The organism is Pandoraea sp. CB10b_02 (assembly GCF_002216225.1).
GTDB classification, from domain to species: Bacteria; Pseudomonadota; Gammaproteobacteria; order Burkholderiales; family Burkholderiaceae; genus Pandoraea; species Pandoraea nosoerga.
Genome location: NZ_NJGW02000018.1, coordinates 1 through 21,180, shown reverse-complemented (window position 1 = coordinate 21,180; position 21,180 = coordinate 1). Strand labels below are relative to the sequence as shown.

The 21,180-nt window shown below is 68.2% G+C and carries 23 protein-coding genes, 1 other RNA gene and 1 riboswitch; of the genes, 13 read left to right on the top strand and 11 right to left on the bottom strand.

Features of this window, described 5'->3' with window-relative positions; genetic code table 11:
• Positions 1-121: 121 nt before the first annotated feature.
• The 4 genes from CDN36_RS17360 to panD all read left to right on the top strand — a co-directional run bounded on the left by CDN36_RS17360 (position 122) and on the right by panD (position 2,950).
• Complete coding sequence (locus CDN36_RS17360) at positions 122-304, top strand: DUF3460 family protein (RefSeq protein WP_150556311.1); 183 nt, start codon at positions 122-124, stop codon at positions 302-304.
• Positions 305-336: 32 nt separating this feature from the next.
• A complete protein-coding gene (locus tag CDN36_RS17355) occupies positions 337-1,368 on the top strand; it encodes a segregation and condensation protein A (RefSeq protein ID WP_287497415.1) in 1,032 nt (343 codons plus the stop codon).
• A 191-nt stretch (positions 1,369-1,559) separates the two neighbouring features.
• Positions 1,560-2,396, top strand: coding sequence for a pantoate--beta-alanine ligase (gene panC / locus CDN36_RS17350; protein WP_287497414.1), 837 nt, complete (start codon positions 1,560-1,562; stop codon positions 2,394-2,396).
• Positions 2,397-2,530: 134 nt separating this feature from the next.
• Positions 2,531-2,950: an aspartate 1-decarboxylase gene (gene panD / locus CDN36_RS17345; RefSeq protein WP_150556313.1), complete on the top strand. Its 420-nt coding sequence runs from the start codon at positions 2,531-2,533 to the stop codon at positions 2,948-2,950.
• Positions 2,951-3,203: 253 nt separating this feature from the next.
• On the opposite strand, the gene CDN36_RS17340 is transcribed toward panD, so the two are convergent.
• Both CDN36_RS17340 and CDN36_RS17335 read right to left on the bottom strand, forming a co-directional pair.
• Positions 3,204-3,827 carry a nucleotide-binding protein gene (locus tag CDN36_RS17340; RefSeq protein ID WP_150556314.1) on the bottom strand — a complete coding sequence of 208 codons (624 nt, stop codon included), beginning with the start codon at positions 3,825-3,827 and terminating at the stop codon, positions 3,204-3,206.
• 90 nt (positions 3,828-3,917) lie between these two features.
• Complete coding sequence (locus tag CDN36_RS17335; RefSeq protein ID WP_287497413.1) at positions 3,918-5,441, bottom strand: cobyric acid synthase; 1,524 nt, start codon at positions 5,439-5,441, stop codon at positions 3,918-3,920.
• A gap of 40 nt (positions 5,442-5,481) precedes the next feature.
• Here CDN36_RS17335 and cobU point away from each other — a divergent pair, with 40 nt between their 5' ends.
• The 4 genes from cobU to CDN36_RS17315 all read left to right on the top strand — a co-directional run bounded on the left by cobU (position 5,482) and on the right by CDN36_RS17315 (position 8,545).
• Positions 5,482-6,033: a bifunctional adenosylcobinamide kinase/adenosylcobinamide-phosphate guanylyltransferase gene (gene cobU / locus CDN36_RS17330; RefSeq protein ID WP_287497412.1), complete on the top strand. Its 552-nt coding sequence runs from the start codon at positions 5,482-5,484 to the stop codon at positions 6,031-6,033.
• 6 nt (positions 6,034-6,039) lie between these two features.
• On the top strand, positions 6,040-7,020 hold the full coding sequence (gene cbiB / locus CDN36_RS17325; protein ID WP_287497411.1) for an adenosylcobinamide-phosphate synthase CbiB: 981 nt from the start codon (positions 6,040-6,042) through the stop codon (positions 7,018-7,020).
• Between the two features lie 11 nt (positions 7,021-7,031).
• Positions 7,032-8,111 carry a threonine-phosphate decarboxylase CobD gene (gene cobD / locus CDN36_RS17320; protein WP_287497410.1) on the top strand — a complete coding sequence of 360 codons (1,080 nt, stop codon included), beginning with the start codon at positions 7,032-7,034 and terminating at the stop codon, positions 8,109-8,111.
• 233 nt (positions 8,112-8,344) lie between these two features.
• Entirely contained in the window at positions 8,345-8,545 is a 201-nt protein-coding gene (locus CDN36_RS17315; protein WP_150556318.1) for a hypothetical protein, read from the top strand.
• A gap of 283 nt (positions 8,546-8,828) precedes the next feature.
• Here CDN36_RS17315 and CDN36_RS17310 read toward each other — a convergent pair whose 3' ends face one another.
• Positions 8,829-8,999 (bottom strand): hypothetical protein, encoded by a 171-nt coding sequence (locus tag CDN36_RS17310; protein WP_174966419.1) that lies wholly within the window; start codon positions 8,997-8,999, stop codon positions 8,829-8,831.
• Positions 9,000-9,239: 240 nt separating this feature from the next.
• Here CDN36_RS17310 and CDN36_RS17305 point away from each other — a divergent pair, with 240 nt between their 5' ends.
• A complete protein-coding gene (locus tag CDN36_RS17305; protein WP_287497409.1) occupies positions 9,240-10,247 on the top strand; it encodes a cobalamin-binding protein in 1,008 nt (335 codons plus the stop codon).
• A 28-nt stretch (positions 10,248-10,275) separates the two neighbouring features.
• On the opposite strand, the gene CDN36_RS17300 is transcribed toward CDN36_RS17305, so the two are convergent.
• From CDN36_RS17300 to CDN36_RS17270, 7 genes are all read right to left on the bottom strand, one after another.
• On the bottom strand, positions 10,276-10,908 hold the full coding sequence (locus CDN36_RS17300; protein ID WP_287497408.1) for a histidine phosphatase family protein: 633 nt from the start codon (positions 10,906-10,908) through the stop codon (positions 10,276-10,278).
• Positions 10,899-11,831 carry an adenosylcobinamide-GDP ribazoletransferase gene (locus CDN36_RS17295; protein ID WP_241014147.1) on the bottom strand — a complete coding sequence of 311 codons (933 nt, stop codon included), beginning with the start codon at positions 11,829-11,831 and terminating at the stop codon, positions 10,899-10,901. The genes CDN36_RS17300 and CDN36_RS17295 overlap by 10 nt, the downstream gene beginning before the upstream one ends.
• On the bottom strand, positions 11,828-12,946 hold the full coding sequence (gene cobT / locus CDN36_RS17290; RefSeq protein ID WP_287497407.1) for a nicotinate-nucleotide--dimethylbenzimidazole phosphoribosyltransferase: 1,119 nt from the start codon (positions 12,944-12,946) through the stop codon (positions 11,828-11,830). The genes CDN36_RS17295 and cobT overlap by 4 nt, the downstream gene beginning before the upstream one ends.
• 71 nt (positions 12,947-13,017) lie before the next feature.
• Positions 13,018-13,659 (bottom strand): cob(I)yrinic acid a,c-diamide adenosyltransferase, encoded by a 642-nt coding sequence (gene cobO, locus CDN36_RS17285; protein WP_150556322.1) that lies wholly within the window; start codon positions 13,657-13,659, stop codon positions 13,018-13,020.
• A 99-nt stretch (positions 13,660-13,758) separates the two neighbouring features.
• Positions 13,759-14,622 (bottom strand): ABC transporter ATP-binding protein, encoded by an 864-nt coding sequence (locus CDN36_RS17280; protein ID WP_287497406.1) that lies wholly within the window; start codon positions 14,620-14,622, stop codon positions 13,759-13,761.
• Positions 14,619-15,614 (bottom strand): FecCD family ABC transporter permease, encoded by a 996-nt coding sequence (locus CDN36_RS17275; protein ID WP_287497405.1) that lies wholly within the window; start codon positions 15,612-15,614, stop codon positions 14,619-14,621. Before CDN36_RS17275 ends, CDN36_RS17280 begins: the two co-directional genes overlap by 4 nt.
• Before the next feature lie 27 nt (positions 15,615-15,641).
• Positions 15,642-17,621, bottom strand: coding sequence for a TonB-dependent receptor plug domain-containing protein (locus tag CDN36_RS17270; protein WP_287497404.1), 1,980 nt, complete (start codon positions 17,619-17,621; stop codon positions 15,642-15,644).
• 154 nt (positions 17,622-17,775) lie between these two features.
• A riboswitch (cobalamin riboswitch) is annotated at positions 17,776-18,027 on the bottom strand.
• Positions 18,028-18,116: 89 nt separating this feature from the next.
• On the opposite strand from CDN36_RS17270, the gene CDN36_RS17265 reads away from it, so the two are divergent.
• The 3 genes from CDN36_RS17265 (at position 18,117) to ssrS (ending at position 18,951) form a co-directional block, all read left to right on the top strand.
• Entirely contained in the window at positions 18,117-18,428 is a 312-nt protein-coding gene (locus tag CDN36_RS17265) for an ATPase (protein ID WP_150556326.1), read from the top strand.
• Entirely contained in the window at positions 18,425-18,736 is a 312-nt protein-coding gene (locus CDN36_RS17260) for a cell division protein ZapA (RefSeq protein ID WP_150556327.1), read from the top strand. The genes CDN36_RS17265 and CDN36_RS17260 overlap by 4 nt, the downstream gene beginning before the upstream one ends.
• A gap of 33 nt (positions 18,737-18,769) precedes the next feature.
• Positions 18,770-18,951, top strand: a non-coding RNA gene (ssrS, locus tag CDN36_RS17255) — 6S RNA.
• 143 nt (positions 18,952-19,094) lie between these two features.
• Here ssrS and CDN36_RS17250 read toward each other — a convergent pair.
• Positions 19,095-20,876, bottom strand: a complete 1,782-nt coding sequence (locus CDN36_RS17250; protein ID WP_150556328.1) for an acyl-CoA dehydrogenase — start codon at positions 20,874-20,876, stop codon at positions 19,095-19,097.
• A gap of 24 nt (positions 20,877-20,900) precedes the next feature.
• Between CDN36_RS17250 and CDN36_RS17245 the strand changes: the two genes are divergently transcribed.
• On the top strand, positions 20,901-21,180 hold a 280-nt coding region (locus tag CDN36_RS17245), incomplete at its 3' end, for a hypothetical protein (RefSeq protein WP_287497403.1).

The following is a 21,180-nucleotide window of genomic DNA, read 5'->3' as shown; positions in this document are numbered from 1 at the left end:
CCAAAAGCGTCGAAACCGCGACTCGGCACGCGTTTGCGGTAAAATCGGCAGCGACTGGCGCCATTGCGATGGCGCCGCTTTCGTTTTCGCCGCATCTGCCTAATTTTTACGCAAGCCGATTATGTACGAGTCCGACATCACTCAATTCCTCAAGCAACTGAAGGCGGAAAAGCCGACGCTCGAAGCCGAGCAACGCCAGGGCCGTGCGCTGCTGTGGGACAAGCAGCCGATCGACCTGGACGAGCGCCGCCGCGCTCAGCAGTCGCGTGTGGCTCAGCAGCCCTACGTCTATCAGAGCGAATAACGCTCCCGCCACGCCACCGCTGCAGGCCCGCATTGAATCCCTCGACGCCTGACGATCCGTCGCACGCCCCCGAGCCGATGCCCGAGCCGATGCCCGAGCCATCTCCCGAGCCGATCGCCGAGATCGGGCCGGCGGCGACGCACGCCGATGCGGCGGGCGTCGCGGACGATGCGCCGCAGGTGGCTCATGTGCCTCACGCGCCGGCGGCGAGCGCCGGCAACGGCGCCGCGACGGAATTGCCGGCCCCGCAAGACGGCCACGACTCCACGCCGGACACGGTCGACGGCGTCGCGCGGGCGCGCCTCTACGGCGAGCCGCTCTTCGCGCTGCCCAACGACCTGTACATTCCGCCGGACGCGCTCGAAGTCTTCCTCGAAGCGTTTGAAGGCCCGCTCGACCTGTTGCTGTATCTGATCCGCAAGCAGAACTTCAACGTGCTCGACATCCCGATGGCGCAGGTCACGAAGCAATACCTGCTCTACGTGGACCAGATCCGCCGGACCAACCTCGAGCTCGCCTCGGAGTATCTGCTCATGGCCGCGATGCTCATCGAGATCAAGTCGCGCATGCTGCTGCCGGTCAAGAAGGCCGACACCGGCGAAGAAGCCGAGGATCCGCGCGCCGAACTGGTGCGCCGCCTGCTCGAGTACGAGCAGATGAAGCTCGCCGCGCAGAAGCTCGACACGCTGCCGGTGCTCGGGCGCGACTTCCTGCGCGCGCAGGTCTACATCGAACAAAGCCTCCAGCCGCGCTTTCCCGACGTGGACGCCGAGGATCTGCGCGCAGCCTGGGCGGAAGTGCTGCGCCGGGCCAAGCTCGTGCAGCACCACAAGATCTCGCGCGAAGAGCTGTCGGTGCGCGAGCACATGAGCCAGATTCTGCGGCGGCTGCAGGGCGCGCGCTTCATGGAGTTCACCGAGCTCTTCGACGTCACGCGCGGCGTGCCGGTCGTGGTGGTGAACTTCATCGCCATGCTCGAGCTCTCGCGCGAATCGCTGCTGGAAATCACGCAGGCCGAGCCGTTTGCGCCGATCTATGTCCGCCTGACCTATTCTCCGAACTGAGCGCCGGCCGGGCGCCCCATCCGGCGGCGTTCGGGCCTGAAACCCCGAGTCCGCCTCGTCAGCGCGGTTTTGCGCACGCCCGCTGTGATTTCCTCTACAATCCCCCGGACATTTTGGCGGCCCCGCCCCTTGCCCGGCAAGGCGCAAGCCACTCCCGCACGCTAGCCGCGTGCGCCACGCACGGAACCTCAATGAAAGTCATCCCCTCGATTCCCGAACTGCGCGACCAGTTGCGCGGGCAGAATCGCATCGCCTTCGTGCCCACGATGGGCAACCTGCATGAAGGGCATCTGTCGCTGATGCGACTGGCGCGCCAGCATGGCGATCCGGTCGTCGCCAGCATCTTCGTGAACCGCCTGCAATTCGGGCCGAACGAGGACTTCGACAAGTACCCCCGCACCATGCAGGAGGACATCGAGAAGCTCACGCGCGAGAACGTCTACGTATTGTTTGCGCCGGACGAGAAGGAGATGTATCCGGAGCCGCAGGAGTATCGCGTCGAGCCGCCGCACGACCTGGGCGACATTCTGGAAGGCGAATTCCGACCGGGATTCTTCAAGGGCGTGTGCACGGTGGTCACCAAGCTGTTCTCGTGCGTGCAGCCGCGCGTGGCCGTGTTCGGTAAAAAGGACTACCAGCAGTTGATGATCGTGCGCAGCATGTGCCGCCAGTTCGCGCTGCCCATCGAGATCATCGCCGCCGAGACGGTGCGCGCCGACGACGGTCTGGCGCTGTCCTCGCGCAACCGCTATCTGTCCGAGGCCGAGCGCGCCGAAGCGCCGCAGCTCTATCGTCTGCTGAACCGGATCCGCGACGAGGTGAACGGCGGCAAGACCGATTACGCGGGGCTCGAAGCAGCCGCAATGCAAACGCTCGTCGAGCGCGGCTGGAAGCCCGATTACGTGTCGATCCGTCAGCGCGCGAACCTGCGCGTGCCCGCGCCGGGGGCGGCGCCGGCCGAGAGTCTGGTCGTGCTCGCCGCCGCGAAGCTCGGCACGACGCGCCTGATCGACAATCTCGAAATCTGAGCGCCGCAGGCGCGCCGCCGGTCGAGCGACCGGCGCCGCGCCCGGGCGCAAGCCGCGCGCGTATCGATCCTGTCGATCACGCGCGCATCTCTCGTCGCGCGGCATGCGCGACATCGCAACACAAGAGGCACGCCATGTACCGCACCATGCTCAAGTCGAAGATCCACCGCGCCACCGTAACGCATTGCGAACTGCATTACGAAGGCTCGTGCGCGATCGACGAGAACCTGCTCGAAGCCTCGGGCCTTGTCGAAAATGAGCAAATCGACATCTTCAACGTCAACAACGGTGAGCGCTTCACGACCTATGCCATCCGCGGCGAGCGCGGCAGCGGCATGATCTCGCTCAATGGCGCGGCCGCCCGCCGTGCGCAGCTCGGCGACATCGTGATCATCGTGTCGTATGCGCAGGTCGAGGAAAAGGAAGTGCAGGCCGGCTTCAAGCCGAAGCTGGTGTTCGTCGACGAGAAGAACGTGCAAAAAGGCGAGCGTGATCACGTGCCGCTGCAAGCGTGGGAAGAGACGCGCGCGTTCGAGGCGGCCGCCGCGAAGTAACCGGCATCGCATCGCGCGCATCGCACGGGGCGCCGCTATTGCCCTCCCTGGCATCATGTAGCGCCTAGCGCCACCTTGCGCACGCACTGACGAAGGGGCCCGCGGGGCCCCTTTTTGGCGTTTGGCGTTTGGCGTTTGGCGTTTGGCGTTTGGCGTTTGGCGTTTGGCGTTTGGCGTTTGGCGTTTGGCGTTTGGCGTTTGACGTTTGACGACGGCGGCTATCGGTACGCCGGACGCAGCCCGCGCGATGCGCTTACTTCGACACGAATGCCGTAATGCCGTCCCACTGCGGCAGGTCGCGCTCCACCCGTCCGGGCGCGACGTCCCACAGCGTGAGGCCATGGGCGGCCAGTTGCACGTAGTTCTGCGTGTCGCGCAGCATGCCCAGCACCGGCAGGCCCGCCTCGTCGCAGTAGCGCGCGAGCTGGTCGGCAGCCCGGGTGCGCGCGTCCACACGCATGCCCACCACGCCGATGCGCACGTCGCCCTGTCGCACGGCCTTCTCCTCGCCGAGCTTGTGCAGGAAGTCGCGCGTGGCCAGAATGTCGAAGATGGAGGGCTGCAGCGGCACCAGCACGTAGTTGGCGAGCCGCAGAATGGTGTCGAGCCGCTTGCCGTGCAGGCCTGCCGGCGTATCGAGCACCGCATGCGTGGTGCCCTTGGGCGGCCGGGCGACGTCGTTGTGATCCACCTCCCACGCGGCAATCGGCCGCAAGCCGGGAGGCCGCAGACCGAGCCACGCCCGCGAGGACTGTTGGCGGTCCGTATCGCCGAGCATCACGGCATGGCCTTGCGCCGCCAGATACCCGGCCAGGTTCGTTGCCAGCGTGCTCTTGCCCACGCCGCCTTTTGGATTCGCTACCACGATCACCGGCATTACGGACTCCCCGAGGTCATTTGCCGCCAATCTTACAACGGCCGGATGACAACCCGCCGCGAGACCCTGGCACCCGCCGCCCGCCTGCGCTCAGCGCAGGCAGGCCCAAACGCGGTCCAGGTCCAGATGCGCGGCCATCGAATCGGCGAGCCGCTCGAGCGACGCCTCGCGCAATGCATCGTAGTCCTGCATGGCGAGATCGGGCGCCCCGGCCCATGCGAGAAGCGCGTGGAGCGCCTGCGGCGTATCGAACAGCCCATGCAGGTACGTGCCCATCACCTGGCCGTCGGCCGAGCGCGCCCCGTCCGCCGCGCCGGCGTCCAGCCACACGGCCGGACGCGCCAGTGCCGCGCCGCGCGTCACGCCCATGTGAATTTCGTACCCCTTGACCGGCACCTTCGCCGCCCCGCCCGCGAGCCCGACCACGGCAAGGTGCCCGCTCACCAGGCGCAACTGCTTGTGCGGCGCCATCGTCGTTTCGATGTCGAGCCATCCCAGCCCGGGCGTGGTGCCGGCCTCGCCCTCGAGCCCGAGCGGATCGTGAATCGCCTCGCCGAGCATCTGCAGCCCGCCGCATATGCCAAGTAGCTTGCCGCCGTAGCGAAGGTGTCGCGCGATCGCCGTCTCCCACCCCTGCGCGCGCAGCCACGCGAAGTCGGCGCGGACGTGCTTGCTGCCGGGCAGGACCACGAGATCGGACGCCGGCCATGCCTGCCCCGCCGCAACATAACGAAAATCGACCTGCGGATGGGCGCGCAATGCGTCGAAGTCGGTGTGATTGCTAATGCGTGGCAGCGCCGGCACCGCCACGCGCAGGCGCGCCTCGCCGCTTGCTGCCGCCGCATGGCGCTCGCGGGGCAGCATGTCTTCGCCGTCCAGATGCAGGCCATGCAGATAAGGCAGCACGCCGAGCACGGGAATGCCCGTGCGCGCTTCGAGCCATTCGAGGCCGCTCGTGAGCAGCGACGGGTCGCCGCGAAAGCGATTGATGACGAAGCCCTCGATACGGGCGCGCTCGCTGTGCGAAAGACATGCGAGCGTGCCCACGAGTTGCGCGAAGACACCGCCGCGGTCGATGTCGGCCACGAGCAGCACGGGCGCGTCGACCGCTTCGGCGAAACCCATGTTGGCGATGTCGCGCGCCCGCAGGTTCACCTCCGCCGGGCTGCCCGCGCCTTCGACAAGCACGGCGTCGTAGCTCGCGCGCAGACGCTCGTAGGCCGCGAGCACGGCGGCCATCGCCCGCGGCTTGTACTCGTGATAGGCGCGTGCGTCGAGATCGGCCACGACCTTGCCGCCAATGATGACCTGCGCGCCGCGATCGCTGCTCGGCTTGAGCAGCACCGGATTGAAGTCGGTGTGCGGCGCGATGCCGGCCGCCTGGGCCTGCAACGCCTGCGCACGTCCGATCTCGCCGCCGTCCGCCGTCACCGCGCTGTTGAGCGCCATGTTCTGCGGCTTGAACGGCGCCACGCGAACGCCCTCGCGATGGAGCAACCGGCACAGACCGGCGACTAGCGTGCTCTTGCCGGCGTCCGAGGACGTGCCCTGGATCATCAGGGCGCCGCGACGCGCGCGCGAGGACGTTGCGAAATTGACAGGGATTTCACTCATGGCGCGGATTATCGCATCGGGCGCTCGTACAATATCGCCCATGAGTGTCCCCGACCTGACCTTCGTGCTGGGCGGCGCCCGCTCGGGCAAGAGCGCGTTTGCCGAGCGCCTCGCCGAGCAAAGCGGCCTGCCCGTTACCTATCTCGCCACGGCAGCCGTGAGCGACGAGCCCGAGATGCGTGCGCGCATTGCCCACCATCGCGCGCGCCGCCCGGCGCACTGGACGAGTGTCGAGGTGGGCCGCGACCTGGCCGGCGCCCTGCGCGAGCTCGCCCGCGACGGCCGCTGCGTGCTCGTCGACTGTCTGCCGCTGTGGCTCGCGGGTTGGCTTTGCCCGCCGGACGATCAACCGGACGGCCCCGCCGACGATGCGCAATGGCAGGCGGCTGTCGAATCGCTCGCGCAAACGCTCGCGGCCCTGCCCGGCAAGACCGTCGTCGTCAGCAACGAGATCGGCATGGGGGTGATCCCGATGGGGGCGCTCACGCGCCGCTACGTGGACGAACTCGGGCGCCTGAACCAGCGCGTCGCCGCGCTCGCCCCGCGGGTGCGCCTGGTCGTCGCCGGCCTGCCGATGGCCGTCAAAGGATAATCGCCGATGCTCACCGGACTCGCTCCCGAATCGCTCTGGCTCGCCGCGCTGATCGGCGTGCTGCTCGACGCCTGGCTCGGCGAGCCGCGCCGCTGGCATCCGCTCGTGGGCTTCGGTCATGTCGCCAACGGCGTGGAGGCATGGCTCAACACCGAGTCGACGCGCGACAAGCCGTTCAGCGCGATGGTGCGCGGCGCCTGGGCGTGGGCCATCATGCTCCTGGCGCCCGTACTGCTGGCCTGGGCGCTGACGTGGCTGCCGGGCTGGAGCGGCATCATCTGGCAGGCGCTCGCGCTGTATGCGGCGCTCGGCGCGCGCAGCCTGCGCGAGCACGTGATGCCCATCGCGCGCGCGTTGCGCGACGGCGATCTGCCGCAAGCGCGTGCGCTCACCGCGCGCATCGTCTCGCGCGACACCGAGGACGCGAGTGCGTCCGACATTGCCCGCGCGGCCGTCGAGTCGACGCTCGAGAACGGCAACGACGCGATCTTCGGCGCGCTGTTCTGGTTCGCGATCGCGGGCGCGCCGGGCGTGGTGCTCTTTCGTCTGGCCAATACGCTCGACGCCATGTGGGGCTATCGCACCGACAAGTTCCTGTATTTCGGCCGGCCCGCCGCCCGCATCGACGATCTGCTCAACTGGGTTCCGGCGCGTCTGACGGCGGCAAGCTACGCGGTCTTCGGCGACGTGCCGCGCGCCATCGCGTGCTGGCGCACGCAGGCCAAGGCCTGGTCCAGCCCGAACGCCGGCCCGGTCATGGCGGCCGGCGCCGGCAGTCTTGGCGTGCAACTGGGCGGCCCGGCGCGCTATCAGGGGGAATGGGAGACGCGGCCCGAACTGGGGTGCGGCACGCAACCTTCGGCGCAACACATCAGGGCGGCGTGGCGCCTCGTCTCGCGTTCGATGTGGATGTGGCTCGTCGTCTGCGGCGCGCTTGCGCTGTTCGCCGCGTCGCAGGCCGACGCCCTGCCCGTCGGCATGGTGTGAGTGTGAGCGCAATGACCGGGGCTTCCATCGTGCCGGCCGCGCCGCTGGCCGATGACGCCTTGCGACCGACCGCTGCGCGCCACGGCGGCAACCTCGGCGAGGCCGTCATTCGCTACGGCCGCGCTCGCGAGGACTGGCTCGACCTGTCGACCGGCATCAATCCGAACGGCTATCCCGTGCCGATGCCGCCCGCGAGCGTCTGGCGCGACCTGCCCGACGCCTGCGACGACCTCGTGGACGTCGCCGCCCGCCATTACGGGGTACCCGCCAGCACGGTCGTACCCTGCGCAGGCTCGCAGGCCGTTATCCGGGCGCTGCCCGCCTTGCTGCGGCCGGGGCGGGTCGCCATCGCTGCGCTCACCTACAGTGAATACGCCCCGGCCTTCGCGCGCGCGGGCCACACGCTGGTGTCGTGGCAGGGCCCCGAGGCAGGGTTGCCGGACGCGGACTATCTGGTGTGGGTCAATCCGGACAATCCGACGACGCGGCATGTGCCGCGCGAGACCTTGTCACAATGGCAGGCCGCGCTGGCCGACCGCGACGGGCTGTTGATCGTCGACGAGGCGTTCGCCGACGTCTCGCCGCAAGCGAGCATGGCGCCGCGCGTCGGCGAGCCGGGACTTTGCGTGCTGCGCTCCGTCGGGAAGTTCTTCGGTCTGGCGGGTGTGCGCGCCGGTTTCGCGCTGTGCCCGGCAGGGATGGCCGCGCGCCTGGGGGCGAGCCTCGGTGCGTGGACGGTCAGCGGTCCGGCGCGGTTCGCCGTCCGAACGGCATTGCTCGACACCGCGTGGCAGACCCTCGCCCGGGAACGGCTCGTTCGGGACGGACAGCGACTGCTGACGCTGCTGCGCGCGGCCGGATGGCCCGCCGTGGGCACGCCGCTCTTCGCCTGGACACCGCACGCCGCGGCGGCGCAATGGCACGAAGCGCTGGCTCGGCAAGGCATCTGGACGCGGCTTTTCGACGACAGGCCGCTCACACAGCCGGGTGGCGGGACGCAGCGCCTGCCCAGCCTACGGCTCGGCCTGCCGGGCAACGAGGTCGACTGGCAGCGATTGACGGTCGCACTGCGCGCCTGCCAAACCGCATGATGCGTTTGGGAACCGGCACACGCGCACGTCATCCAACGAGTTCGTCGTGCCGACGTCCACGGAGGCCGGCATGTCGACACCGGTCGCTTACCCGGTATTAGGAAACGAGCGTTTAGCACCATTTTCGTTACAAATTGAAGCATTTTTGCAACAACTGCACACAGTCATCACGGAAGCGCACCGTTAGACTGAAGGTTCTTCGCACGGCTTTTCCTACATAAAAGGACGACCAAATGAAAAAACTGCCTCTGATGCTTGCTACGCTTCTGACCGCCGCCGTCGTGACGGTGGGCTGCTCGAAGAAGGAAGACCAATCGGCCGCACCGGCCGCCGACTCGTCGGCGTCGGCACCGGCAGCCGGCGGCGCCATGAGCGCTCCGGCTTCCGACGCGGGCGCAACCACCCCGGCGGCACCGGCACCGGCCTCGAACTGACGCCGCCAAGCGGCGGAGCCGCGCCGTTGTGGATTTCGGTCCACAACGCGCGTAGCGAGGTACGCGTCGAATCCCGGCATCGCCCTGCCGCGCGGTTCAAAAGGCGTGCTCCCGCCGCGCCTGAACGTGACTACGCCCCCTGCACTCGACGGAGTCAGGGGGCGTAGTCGTTTACGGTGGACTCACTACGGTGGACTCACTACGGTGGACTCGCTACGGTGGGCTCACCACGATGGGGTCGCTTGCTGCGGACTCATACACGGGGCCCCGCCTCGGTCAGGACTCACTTCACCAGCGTGACGCCGCCGTCGATCACACCATAGGCCTGCACTTTGCTGCTGCCGGCGCCGGCTCCCGCGCTCGCACCGCCCCGGTCGTCGGGGGCGGCGCACGCGCCGAGCATTGTCACCAGCGCTAGCGCCAGCGCGCCCGCCATTGCGAATTTTTGCTTCACGAGTACGACTCCTTGGTTTTCGTGGGGACGGCGCCGCCGTGAACCCGGTCCAACGGCATGTGCTCGCCGTCACGCAGCATTCGACACCCATGGCGCGGCATCGGTTCGTCGCCACGCACGGCACAGCCCCCTTGCCCGCACGACGCAAGCCATCGAGAATGGCGAGTCCGCGCGCCCATCGGCGGCCGCCTCGCTCATGCAGCGCGGGGGCGCCGTGGGTTTTGCCTTACTTTGCCTCGCATGACTTCGTCCATTCTCGTCCACCGTTCCCCATCCGTGTCGACATCGCCCAAAATCCGTGCCCGGCCCTCCTTCCCGACCTTCCCCTCCCTTCGCGCTTGGCTCGGCGCCGGCCTGTTCACGCTTGCCGCCGCTGCCATCGCGCCGGGCGCCCAGGCGGCCATCGCCGTCACGGACGACACGGGCGCCACGGTCACGCTGGCGGCGCCTGCGCAGCGCATCGTGAGCCTCGCGCCGCACGCGACCGAGTTGCTGTTCGCGGCCGGCGCCGGCGATCGGGTCGTAGGCGCTGTGGCGTATTCCGACTACCCTGAGGCGGCGCGGCGCATCCCGCGCGTGGGCGACAACAGCGCGCTCGATCTGGAGCGCATTCTCGCGCTCAAGCCGGACTTGCTGGTCGTGTGGATGCATGGCAACTCGCACCGCCAGGTCGAAGCGTTGCGGCAGCTCAAGCTGCCGGTGTTCTACTCGGAGCCGAAGCATCTGACCGACCTGCCCGACGCCATCGAGCGCATCGGCACGCTGGCCGGCACGCCCGCGAAGGCGCACGCGTCGGCCGACGCGTTTCGCGCGCGCTATGAAGCGCTGCGCAGGCAATACGCGTCGCGGGCGCCCGTCACGGTGTTCTATCAGGTATGGACGCAGCCGCTCATGACGCTCAACGGCACGCACATGGTGAGCGACGTGATCCGCCTGTGCGGCGGCGTGAACGTGTTCGCAGACGAAGCGCCGCTCGTGCCGCGCGTGTCGGTCGAGGCCGTGCTCGCCAAGCGTCCCGAGGCCATGTTCACCGCAACGCCTGGCGCGACGCAGTCCGACAAGCCGCTCGCGACGCTCGACACCTGGCGCAAGTGGCCGCAACTGCCGGCCGTGGCGCACAACAACCTGTTCGGCATCGACGGCGATCTCATCAACCGTCCGGGACCGCGTATTCTCGACGGCGCCCGCGTAATGTGCGAAGACCTCGACGTGGCGCGCTCGCGGCGTACACCAGCCGCCGCGCGCTGAACTCGCGCCCGGCAACGCGCGTGGCGCCTCAGGCGTTCCAGCGAATCAGCCGCGCGCGGCCGTCGCGGGCGACATGAAGATGACAGATGCCACCGAAGTCGAGCGTCCATGGCAGGCACGCGGTGCTCGGCATTTGCAGCGCCGTGGCGACGTGCAAACGGATCGGGCCGGCGTGCGTCACGGCAACGTGCACTGCTTCGTCGCTCACGACACTCATGGCACTCATGGCACTCGCGGCGCTCGCGGTACGCGCGATCGCCCTCGCCCACGCATCCATGCGCAGCACCACGTCGCGCGCCGACTCGCCGCCCGGCGGCGCAAACGTCGCGACGTTGCGCGCCCAGTCTTCCAGGGCATTACGGTCGATGGCCGCCCACGGTTGCATCTCCCACGCCCCGAAGTGCATTTCGGCCAGCCGCGCGTCCTCGGTCACCGGCAGCGCGAACGATGCCGCGATACCTTCGGCCGCGCGTCGCGCACGCCGCAGCGGGCTGCTGTGAACCGCCGTCGGGCGACGGCCGTCGAGCAACGCCGTCAGCCGCGCCTGCATGGACGCGACGGCGGCGTCGAAGCGCGAGGGGTCGACATCGAGGTCCGTGCGGCCGTAGCAGACGTTCGGCGCGACGCTCGGCGGCGGATGCCGCATCAGGATCAGATCCACGCGCACACCGTGAGATACAACGCGAGCTCGCCGAGCTGTTGCGCGAAGCCGAGCGTGTCGCCGGTGTAGCCGCCCAGCCGGCGGTGCAGGTAACGGACGAAACCGGCGCGCACCGCGATCAGCACGAGCGCGCCCGTCACGCCCGCGCGCCAGTCCGGCCACACGCCCCACGGCACACTGCACGCCACGCCGAAGACCAGGTCTTGCATGCCGAGCCGTTGCGCGATCGGCTTGGCCTTGCCCTCGCCGCGCACGTAGTCGAGCGTGCGCAACAGACTGATCGCCATGCAGCGGCTCGCCGCATGGGCGCCGATCAGCACGACGGCGAAGCCGCTCCAGCCGGCGGCGCGCTGAATGTCGACGAGCGCCTGCCACTTGATCGCGAGCGCGAGCCAGAGCGCGACAGCGCCATACGTGCCGATGCGCGAGTCGTGCATGATCTCCAGCACGCGCTCGCGCGCGAACGCACCGCCGAACGCATCGACCGAATCGGCCAATCCGTCCTCGTGGAAAGCACCGGTCAGCAAAACGCTGGCGGCAAGGCCCAGCGCGATGGCGAGCGCGGGCGACCACAGGCAGCCCATGGCGACGGTGAGCAGCGCTGCGACCGCACCGACGAAGACGCCCACGAGCGGGAAATAGCGCGTCGCGGCGCTCAGTTGCTCGGGCGAGTAGCCCACCCACGCCGGAATCGGCACGCGAGTGAAAAAGCCGAGCGCCGTCAGGAAGAGGCGCCACTGCCCCCGGCATCCGGTGAATCGCTTGAATGCCGGGTCTTGCGCGCAGGGCGTGGACAACACCTCCGGGCGCGCGGCATCGCCATGCGTCGTCGGCGTGTGCGACGGTGCGTGCATGCCGGGGCAGGCGCGGGGGCAGACGTCGGAGTCGCCGCGGCGGGAGGCGTGCGGAGGCGTCTCGCTCATGATGCCGGCGCCTCGCGCTCGCTCACACCCGCGCCTTCGAACGTCGCCATCTCGCGCAGGAACGCGGCGGCGGCCTGGACCAACGGCATGGCCAGTGCGGCGCCGGTGCCCTCGCCCAGCCGCAGGCCGAGCGCCAGGAGCGGCTTCGCGTTCAGGGCGTCGAGCATGGCGCGATGGCCGGTCTCGTCGGACGCATGCGCGAACACGCAGTACTCGGGCACGGCGGGCGCCAGGCGCGACGCAACGAGCAGCGCGGCCGTGCTGATGAACCCGTCCACCACGATGACGAGCCCGAGCTTCGCCGCCGCGAGATAAGCGCCCGTCATCATCGCGATCTCGAAGCCGCCGAAGGTCGCGAGCGTGGCGAGCGGATCCGCGCACTCGCCCGTGGCGGGGTGCGCGGCCAGGGCGCGCTCGAGCACCCGCGTCTTGTGCGCAAGGCCGGCGTCGTCCACACCGGTGCCGCGCCCGACACAGGCGGCGAGCGGCAGCCCGGTGAGCCGCTGCATCAGGCAGGCGGCCGACGAGGTGTTGCCAATGCCCATCTCGCCGAAGCCGATCATGCGCGTGCCGCGCGAGGCGTGCAGCGCGACCCGCGCGGCGCCGGCCGAGAGCGCGGCCTCCAGTTGTTCGCGCGTCATCGCCGGGCCGTCGAGGAAGTTCCGGGTGCCGCGCGCGATCGGCATGTCGACGAGCGCCGGGTGCGGCGGAAAATCGGCCGCCACGCCTGCGTTGACGACTTCGAGTTCGATGCCGTGCGTGCGGCAGAAGACGTTGATCGCCGCCCCGCCACGCAGAAAATTGAGCACCATTTGGGCGGTCACCGCCTGCGGATACGGACTCACGCCCGCCGCGACGATGCCGTGGTCGCCCGCGAAAACGAGCATGGCGGGACGCGCGAGCCCGGGTGTCGCGCTCTGCTGAATGCGACCGACCTGGTGCGCCACGCGCTCGAGTGCGCCCAGGCTGCCGGGCGGCTTGGTCTTGATGTCGATGGCGTGCTGCAGCGCGCCGTCCATCGACGGGCACGGTGCGGCCACGTCGAACAGCTCGGCGAGCAGGGGGCGCAGCGAGTCGGTGAATGCGGGGCGCGGCGGGGCGCTGGATGCCGTCATGCTGAAACTTCCTGAATCGGTGGATCGGTCGATCGATTGACCGACGCCAGGCCCATGGGAACGATCGGGCATTACATTTCCACGCCGTTCTGCGCGCGGATACCCTGCGCGAACGCGTGCTTGACCGGCGTCATGTCGGTCACGGTGTTGGCCGCGTCGATGAGCGCCTGCGGGGCGCCGCGCCCGGTGATCACCACGTGCTGCATCCCGGGCCGCGCCCGCAGATCGGCCACGACCGCGTCCACGTCGAGATAGCCGAGCTTGAGCGCGATGTTGAGCTCGTCGAACAGCACCAGTCCGAACGACGGATCGCGCAGCATGCGGCGCGCCTGCTCCCAGGCGGCCTGCGCCTTGGCGATGTCGCGCGAGCGGTCCTGCGTCTCCCAGGTGTAGCCTTCGCCCATCACGTGAAATTCGCATTCTTCGGGAAAGCGCCGCAGGAATTTCTCCTCGCCCGTAGGGATCGCGCCCTTGATGAACTGTACGACGCCGGTCTTCATGCCATGCCCCATCGCGCGGATCACCATGCCGAAGCCCGAGCTGGACTTGCCCTTGCCGTTGCCGGTGGTGACGACGATCACGCCGCAGTCGCGCTGCGCCTGGGCGATCCTGTCGTCGATGATCGTCTTCTTGCGCGCCATGCGCGCGCGGTGGCGCTCGTTGCGGCCGTCCTCGTCGGCGTCGTTCGGAGATGGCGGGAGGTCTTGGGTCATCGACAGTACCTGTGAAGAGAAAGAGGGGCCGCGCGCGGCCCGACGCGCAGCGGCGTCCGTGAAAGGGAGACGACGTGGGTGCGTGCGGCGTGCATACGGTCAGCCGCGGCGCACGGGCACGAGGGCCTCGTCGTCACCGTCGCGAATGAGGCGCAGCGGGTAACCGAACGCTTCGCTGCAATGCTCGGCCGAGAGGACGTCGTGCGCAGGCCCGGCACGCCAGCCGCCCCGGCCGTCGAGCAATAGCGCGTGCGTGGCGAAACGCCGCGCGAGATTCAGGTCGTGGCACGAGAAGACGACGGCGGCATCGGGCTGGCCGCCGTGGCCGGAATGGCTCGCGTAGTTCGCGAGCAGCGCCAGCGCGTCGATCTGGTGGTGGAGATCGAGGTGCGACACCGGCTCGTCGAGCAGCAGCAGCGGCGTGGCCTGCGCCAGCACGGCGGCAAGCGACACGCGCTGACGCTCGCCGCCAGAGAGCGTGGTCACGTCGCGCTGCGCGAAGTCCTCGAGCCCGACGTGCGCCAGCGCTGCGAGCGCGGCCGCGACGTCGCCATCGGACTCCCAGGCGCCCCAGCGCCCGCGCGTCAGATACGGATGCCGGCCCGCGAGCACGACTTCGAGCGCCGTGGCGCCAAACGCGTCGCGCGACTGTTGCGGCATCAGCGCGCGCACGCGAGCGAGCGGCGCCGGGCGCCATTGCGCCAGCGGCTTGCCGCCGATCTCCACGCGCCCGCTGCCGGCGATGCCTTCGGCGCCGGCCGCCCCTCTCGCGCGGGCCGCCCGCTGGCCGTCGAGCGCGCGCAGCCCGGCGAGCGTGCCGAGCAGCGTCGTCTTGCCCGCGCCGTTCGGTCCGGCCAGACACCAGCACTCGCCCGGCGCGACGCGCAGATCGAGCCAGTCGACGAGCACACGCTCGCCTGCGTGCAGCGTGAGCGCATGCGTCTGCAGCAATGGCGCGCTCATCGGATCACCCGCCGCGACAGGAGCCACAGGAACACCGGCACGCCGAGCATCGCCGTGATCACGCCTACCGGCAATTGCGTGGGGGCGATCACGGTGCGCGCCACCAGATCGGCCAGCATCAGCAGCGCGCCGCCCGCCAGCGCCGCGGCGGGCAGCAGCATGCGCTGGTCGTTGCCAAAGCGCAGGCGCAGGATGTGCGGCACGACGAGGCCGACGAAGCCGATACTGCCGGCCGTGGTGACGGCGACCGCCGTGGCCAGCGAGGCAGCCAGATACACGCGCGAGCGCAACGGGCCGACGGCCACGCCGACGGCCTGCGCGACCGCCTCGCCGCGCAGCAGCACGTTCAGGCGATGCGCCACCGGGCAGACGATGAGCAGCGTGACGGCCAGTACGGCGAGCGGCGCCCACGCGCGGTCGGCGCCGTTCAGATCGCCCGTGAGCCAGAACAGCATGCCACGCAGGCTCGCATCGGGTGCGAGCGTCAGGATGAGCGTGGCGAGCGCGCCGAAGCCGGCGGCCATCATCACGCCGGTGAGAAGCAGCCGCGCGCTGCTGTCGTGCTCGCCGGGGCGCAGGAAGCTGCGGTGGGAAAGCGCCATGACGAGTGCAATGGCGGCGAGCGCGCCCACGAAGGCGCTCGCCTGCACCCAGAAGAACGGCAACATCAGGGCCAGCGCGGCAAGCGCTGCGACGGCCGCGCCGCCCGAAATGCCGAGCACGTAGGGATCGGCCAGCGGATTGCGCAGAAGCGTCTGCATCAGCGTGCCCGCCACCGCCAGCAGGCCGCCGCAGGCAAACGCGGCGAGCGCACGCGGCAGGCGCAGACGCCAGACGACGTCGCCCGCGAGGCCGGCGTCGCGGCCCAGCATCAGCGTGCCCAGTTCGTGCAGCGAGACGGGCACGCTGCCGAGCATGAGCGACGCCGCGAGCACGGCCAGCACCGCGCAGGCGAGTCCCGTCCAGATGGTGAGGGCGCGGCGCAGCGTCATGCGGCGCCGCCTGCGCTCATGGCGCCGTCAGAACTGCGTCCAGCCGAGCGACACGTAGATCGCGCGCCCGAGAGTGTTGTAGCCATAGGCCGTCTGGTAGTTCTTGTTGAAGACGTTGTCCAGATGCGTCGAGACGTACCAGGACTTGTCGATTTTGTAACGCGCCTGCAGATTCACAAGCGTGTAGGCGCCGAGATGCTGGCCACCCGTATCGTAACGCTCGCCGCTGTAGAACACATCGCCGCCCACGGTCAGCCGGTCGAAAAACGTCTTCGACAGCGCGATCGAGCCGAATTGCCTGGCGCGGCGTGCGAGCTGCTTGTCCGCGTCGAGATCGGTCGGATTCTGGCGCGTGAACGACGCTCGCACATCGACGCCGAAGACCGGCCGGCCGGTGTAGGTCAGCTCCAGCCCTTCGACGCGCGCCTTCGCCACGTTGGAGGCCGTGTACGGCGAGACCGGCAGGGACTGGATCAGGTTCGTGTAGTTCGTCTGGAAGCCCACGAGCTTGACAAGGCCGAGATCGCCCCCGCCGTTGAATTGCACGCCGAGCTCCTTGGAGATCGAACGCTCCGGTTGCAGGTTCGGATTGCCGTAGCCCGGGTAGAACAGCTCGTTGAAGGTCGGCGCGCGGAAGCCGTCCGACGCGTTGGCGAGGAACTTCCAGCGCTCGGTCAGGTTGTAGCCATAACCGACCCAATAGCTGTTCGCCCCGCCAAAGTCGGAGTACTGGTCGCGGCGCACGTTGGCCTGGAACTGATGCTTGCCGAACGTGCCTTCGTAGCCGAGGTAGCCCGAGTCGAGATGCCGGTTGTTCCGGTTGTACCGGGTATTGCTGTCGACCGTCTGCTCGAGCCGTGTGTAGCCGGCGATCAGTTTCTGGTCCGGCATGAAGGCGTATTCGTTGGCCCAGTCGATCTGGTTGCTCGACGTGTGGAAGTTGCCGTTGCCCTTGCCGTTCAGGTAGTTGTAGCTGTAGTCGTCGCCCTGCGTCACCGCAAAGCGCGTGCTCCACTTGTCCGTGACGTTGCCCTTCGCGTAGGCCGAGACCTGCCGCACGCGCGTGTCGGTGTCGTTCAGATCGGTCGGCTTGCCGAAGTTGCTGTCATAGCTGTAGCTGCCGTCGCTCTGGAGCAGACGCGCGCCCACTTCCCAGGTGTCGCCGAGCTTGCGCGAGAGCGAGGCCGTGACGCTCGTGTTGTCGTCGCCGTTGCGGTTGGGGTTGGCGTTCCGGTTCTGGCGCGGGTCCATGGCCGAGATGCCATTGGTGTGAAAGCGCGAGACGTCCAGCGAGAAGCGCGTCTTGCCGTCGTCGAACGATCCGGCCACGCCGGCATTCGCCTGTGTGGTGTTGTTCGTGCCGTAGCCCACCTCGGCGTGGGCCCGCGGCGGACCGCCGTCGCCCTTGCGCGTGAAGATCTGGATCACGCCGCCCACGGCCTGCGAGCCGTAGAGCGCCGAGACGTTGCCGCGCACGATTTCGATGTGGTCGATCTGCGAGGTCGGGATCTGCGAAATATTGGTGGTGCCCAACGTGGCAGAGTTGACCGGCACCCCGTCGATCAGCACCAGCGACGAGTTCGAGGCCGCGCCGCGCATGGAAATCGTGGCCGCCGTGCCGAAGCCGCCGTTCTGCACCAGTTCCACGCCTGCCTGGCCGCGCAGCAGCGTGGGCAGGTCCGGCGCCTGGCTTTGCTCGATGTCCTCGCGCGTGATGACCGACGTGGCGGCCAGCGTGTCGGCGAGTTTCTGCTCGGTGCGCGAAGCCGTCACGACGGTGGCGTTCAGTTGGGCCGATGTGGTGTTGTCGGCGAGCACGAGCGGGCCGGCGGCAGTGACGGCGGCGGCCGCCGGCGCGGTCTGGGTCGCCTGTGCCTGGGCACCCGCGCTTGCGAGCAGCATGGCGCAGGCCAGGGCGAGACGATGGGGCAAGGGAGCGAAGCGCGTCGCAGCGGGGCGAGCAAAGGCAGGCGCGAGCGGCGCCGTCGCACGAACGTGGGTGCGCATGGTCTGGTGTGACTTCCGTAGTTTTCTTATTGCCCAGGCCCGTTCCCCCGCGGGCCGCCGGCGCAAGGGGAGCGCCGGTGACACGTCACGGATGCGAAGCATCGACCCATGAAAACGACGACAGACGCCGGGCGGCTGCGCCGGGCGGCATGGCTTTCCCCACTCACTTGCGGCCGGTATCCGGGCTGGTCATCGTCGCGCCTGACCGGCCTTCCCACAGGCGATAGCCTGCAGTGGCGATGGAGGCGAAGCGCGTTTTCGGAAACCTTTCGGACCGAAAGGATGACTTACCGTTGCGGGGGCAGCACAGGTTGGCCAGCCCGTGTGGGGGACGCGGCTCCCTGTTTCCCGTTTAACTGCGCACACCGGGGGGGCGTGCGCGAGCACCGAAGTGCCGCAAGTGTAGGGGCCATTCGAACGAGCGTCAATGCTCGTTCGTCGGGCATTGGCCGCCGATTCCGTTAGAATGTAGGGCAATCAAGAGGACGCAGCCCGATGCTCACCGATCTCGACAATATCACCGACAAAATCGAACAGTTGGTTGTGATAAGCCAACGTTTCCATCAACACAATCAGGCCCTGCTCGCCGAACTCGAGCGCACCCGTGCGGAATGCGACGAGACGCGCGCCTCGCTCGAGCAGTTGCGCGCGGAGCGCGACGCCCTGCGTGTGCAGCGCGACCAGCTCGCGGCCAAGATCGACGAGGCCCAGGTCCGCCTGAACGCCATTCTGGAAAAGCTCCCGACCCAGAATCCCGCTGAGGGACAGATGGACCTGCTCGGCACCCCCGGTGGAGAAAACGCATGACCATCAAGCAGCTCGAAGTCAACATCCTGGAACAGTCCTATCGCCTCGCCTGCCCGCCGGAACACGAGGCCGATCTGCTCGCCGCGGTCTCGCGCGTCGATGCCGAAATGAGCAAGGTGCGCGCGCAAAGCAGCGTGCGCGGCACGGACCGGATTGCCGTCATGGCAGCGTTGAGCCTGGCATCCGAATTGCTTGCGCTGGAAAAGAGTATTGCCGCCGGACAAGCATTCCCCGCCGAGGAAATTCAGAGTAGAATGCAACGCATGAACGAACGGCTGAGCGCAGTGATCGATCAGTATCAAAGCTGAAAGCCCACGCCGCCGTCCGGTTCGAAAGGTTAGTTTTCCCTGCCTGGTTCGCGAAAGTCATAGATTCCTTGAACCAATGATCTGTTGCAGGTTGCGGAAGTTTGTAGTGCTGGCGTGAGCGTCACTTTGTCTGATGAACCCGATGCGCTACTAACCGCGACCACCTTGAACCTCACGGTTCAGGATGCCGGCTTAGCGGCTGAGGCGGGGACCCAATACACGGCACTGCACACGCAGTGCCGTTTTTTTTCGTCCACGATTTCATCGGCGGTGTGCGCCCCCTGTCTCTCACACGCAAACGAAAAAGCAGCCCGAAGGCTGCTTTTTTCTTCGTGCCGGCGAAACGGCTCCACGCCGCTCAGAACTGCGCCTCGCTCAGCGACAGCGCCGAATCGGCGCCCTCGCTGATGGACTGCGCGAGGCCCGGCGCCTGCGTGAGGATATGGTCAGCGAAAAAGCGCGCGGTGCCGATCTTTGCGTCGTAGAACGACGGATCCTGATCGCGCAGTTTCTGCGCGGCCAGCAGCGCGCGGCCCATCTGCCAGCCGCAGAGCACGATGCCCGCAAGCTTGAGGTACGGCACACTGCCCGCGAATACCGCATTCGCATTGTCCTGTGTGTTCGCCACGACGTAGTCGACCACGCCCGACAACGCTTCGCGCCCCTTCGCGAGACGATCGGCCACCGACTGCGCGACACCGCCCGCCGCGCGCAGCTCGCTTTCCGTCGCGGCAATCTGTTCGCACAGCGCGCGCGCTACCGCACCGCCGTCACGCAGCGTCTTGCGGCCGATCAGATCGTTGGCCTGAATGGCCGTGGTGCCTTCGTAGATCGGCAGAATGCGTGCGTCGCGATAGTACTGCGCGGCGCCCGTCTCCTCGATGAAGCCCATGCCGCCGTGCACCTGCACGCCGAGGCTCGTGACCTCCAGCGACATCTCCGTGCTCCAGCCCTTGACGATCGGCACGAGAAATTCGTAGACGGCCTGCGCGCGCTTGGCTGCGGCCGCATCCGTCGCGTGGTGTGCGATGTCGGCTTGCGCGGCCGCGACGTAGGCAAGCGCGCGGGCGCCTTCGGTGAGTGCGCGCATCGTCATGAGCATGCGCTTGACGTCGGGGTGATGGATGATCGTGACGGCGTCGCGCGAGGAACCATCGACCGGCCGGCTCTGCACGCGATCGCGCGCATATGCCACGGCATGCTGATAGGCGCGCTCGGCCACCGCCACGCCTTGCATGCCCACCGCGAACCGCGCGGCGTTCATCATGATGAACATGTACTCGAGACCGCGATTCTCTTCGCCGACGAGATAGCCCGTCGCGCCGCCGTTGTCGCCGAATTGCAGCACCGCCGTCGGGCTCGCCTTGATACCGAGCTTGTGTTCGATCGAAACGCAATGCACGTCGTTGCGTGCACCGAGCTTGCCGTCGGCGTCCACATTGAACTTCGGCACGATGAACAGCGAAATGCCCTTCACGCCCGGCGGCGCATCGGGGGTGCGCGCCAGCACGAGGTGGACGATGTTCTCCGCCATATCGTGCTCACCGAACGTGATGAAGATCTTCGTGCCGAAGATACGATACGTGCCGTCGGCCGCGCGCTCGGCGCGTGTGCGCACCAGAGCGAGGTCCGAGCCGGCCTGCGGCTCGGTGAGGTTCATCGTGCCGGTCCACTCGCCCGAGAGCAGCCTGGGGACGTACAGCGCACGTTGCGCCTCGCTGCCCGCGGTGAGCAGCGCTTCGACGGCGCCATCGGTCAGCAGCGGGCACAGGGCGAACGAGAGGTTCGCGGCGTTGAGCATCTCGGTGCACGGCGTGGCGACCAGCTTGGGCAGCCCCTGCCCGCCGAACTCCTGCGGATGCAGCACGCCTTGCCAGCCGGCTTCCGAAAACTGGCGAAACGCCTCCTTGAAGCCTGGCGTGGTGGTGACGACACCGTCCTTCCACGTGCTCGGCTGCTGATCGCCGACAACGTTCAGCGGCGCGAGCACTTCCTGATTGAAGCGGGCCGCCTCTTCGAGCACGGCCTGCGCGAGCTCGGGCGAGGCGTCCTCGTAACCCGGCAGCTTCGAGATATTCGACAGGTCCGCCAGTTCGTTCATGACGAACTGCATGTCCTTGATCGGGGCCTGATAACTCATGTCATTCCTCCAAGGGGATTCCGCATGCGGATTCCGATTGCCTGCGGATGGCGGCGAATGCCGGGATTCTTGTTGTTCTGGTCGACCGATTCGCATGAGGACATCGAGCGCACCCGGCTGCCGGGCGCGCATCTCCCCATGCGGATCGGCTGCGGGGGGAGCGCCCCCGCAGCTTCACTTCAATACGGCGCAATGTGGCGCAACACCGCGCCTGCCGAACGCTTACAGCGCGCTCGTCAGCTCCGGCACCACGGTAAACAGATCGCCCACCAGACCGTAGTCCGCCACCGAGAAGATCGGCGCT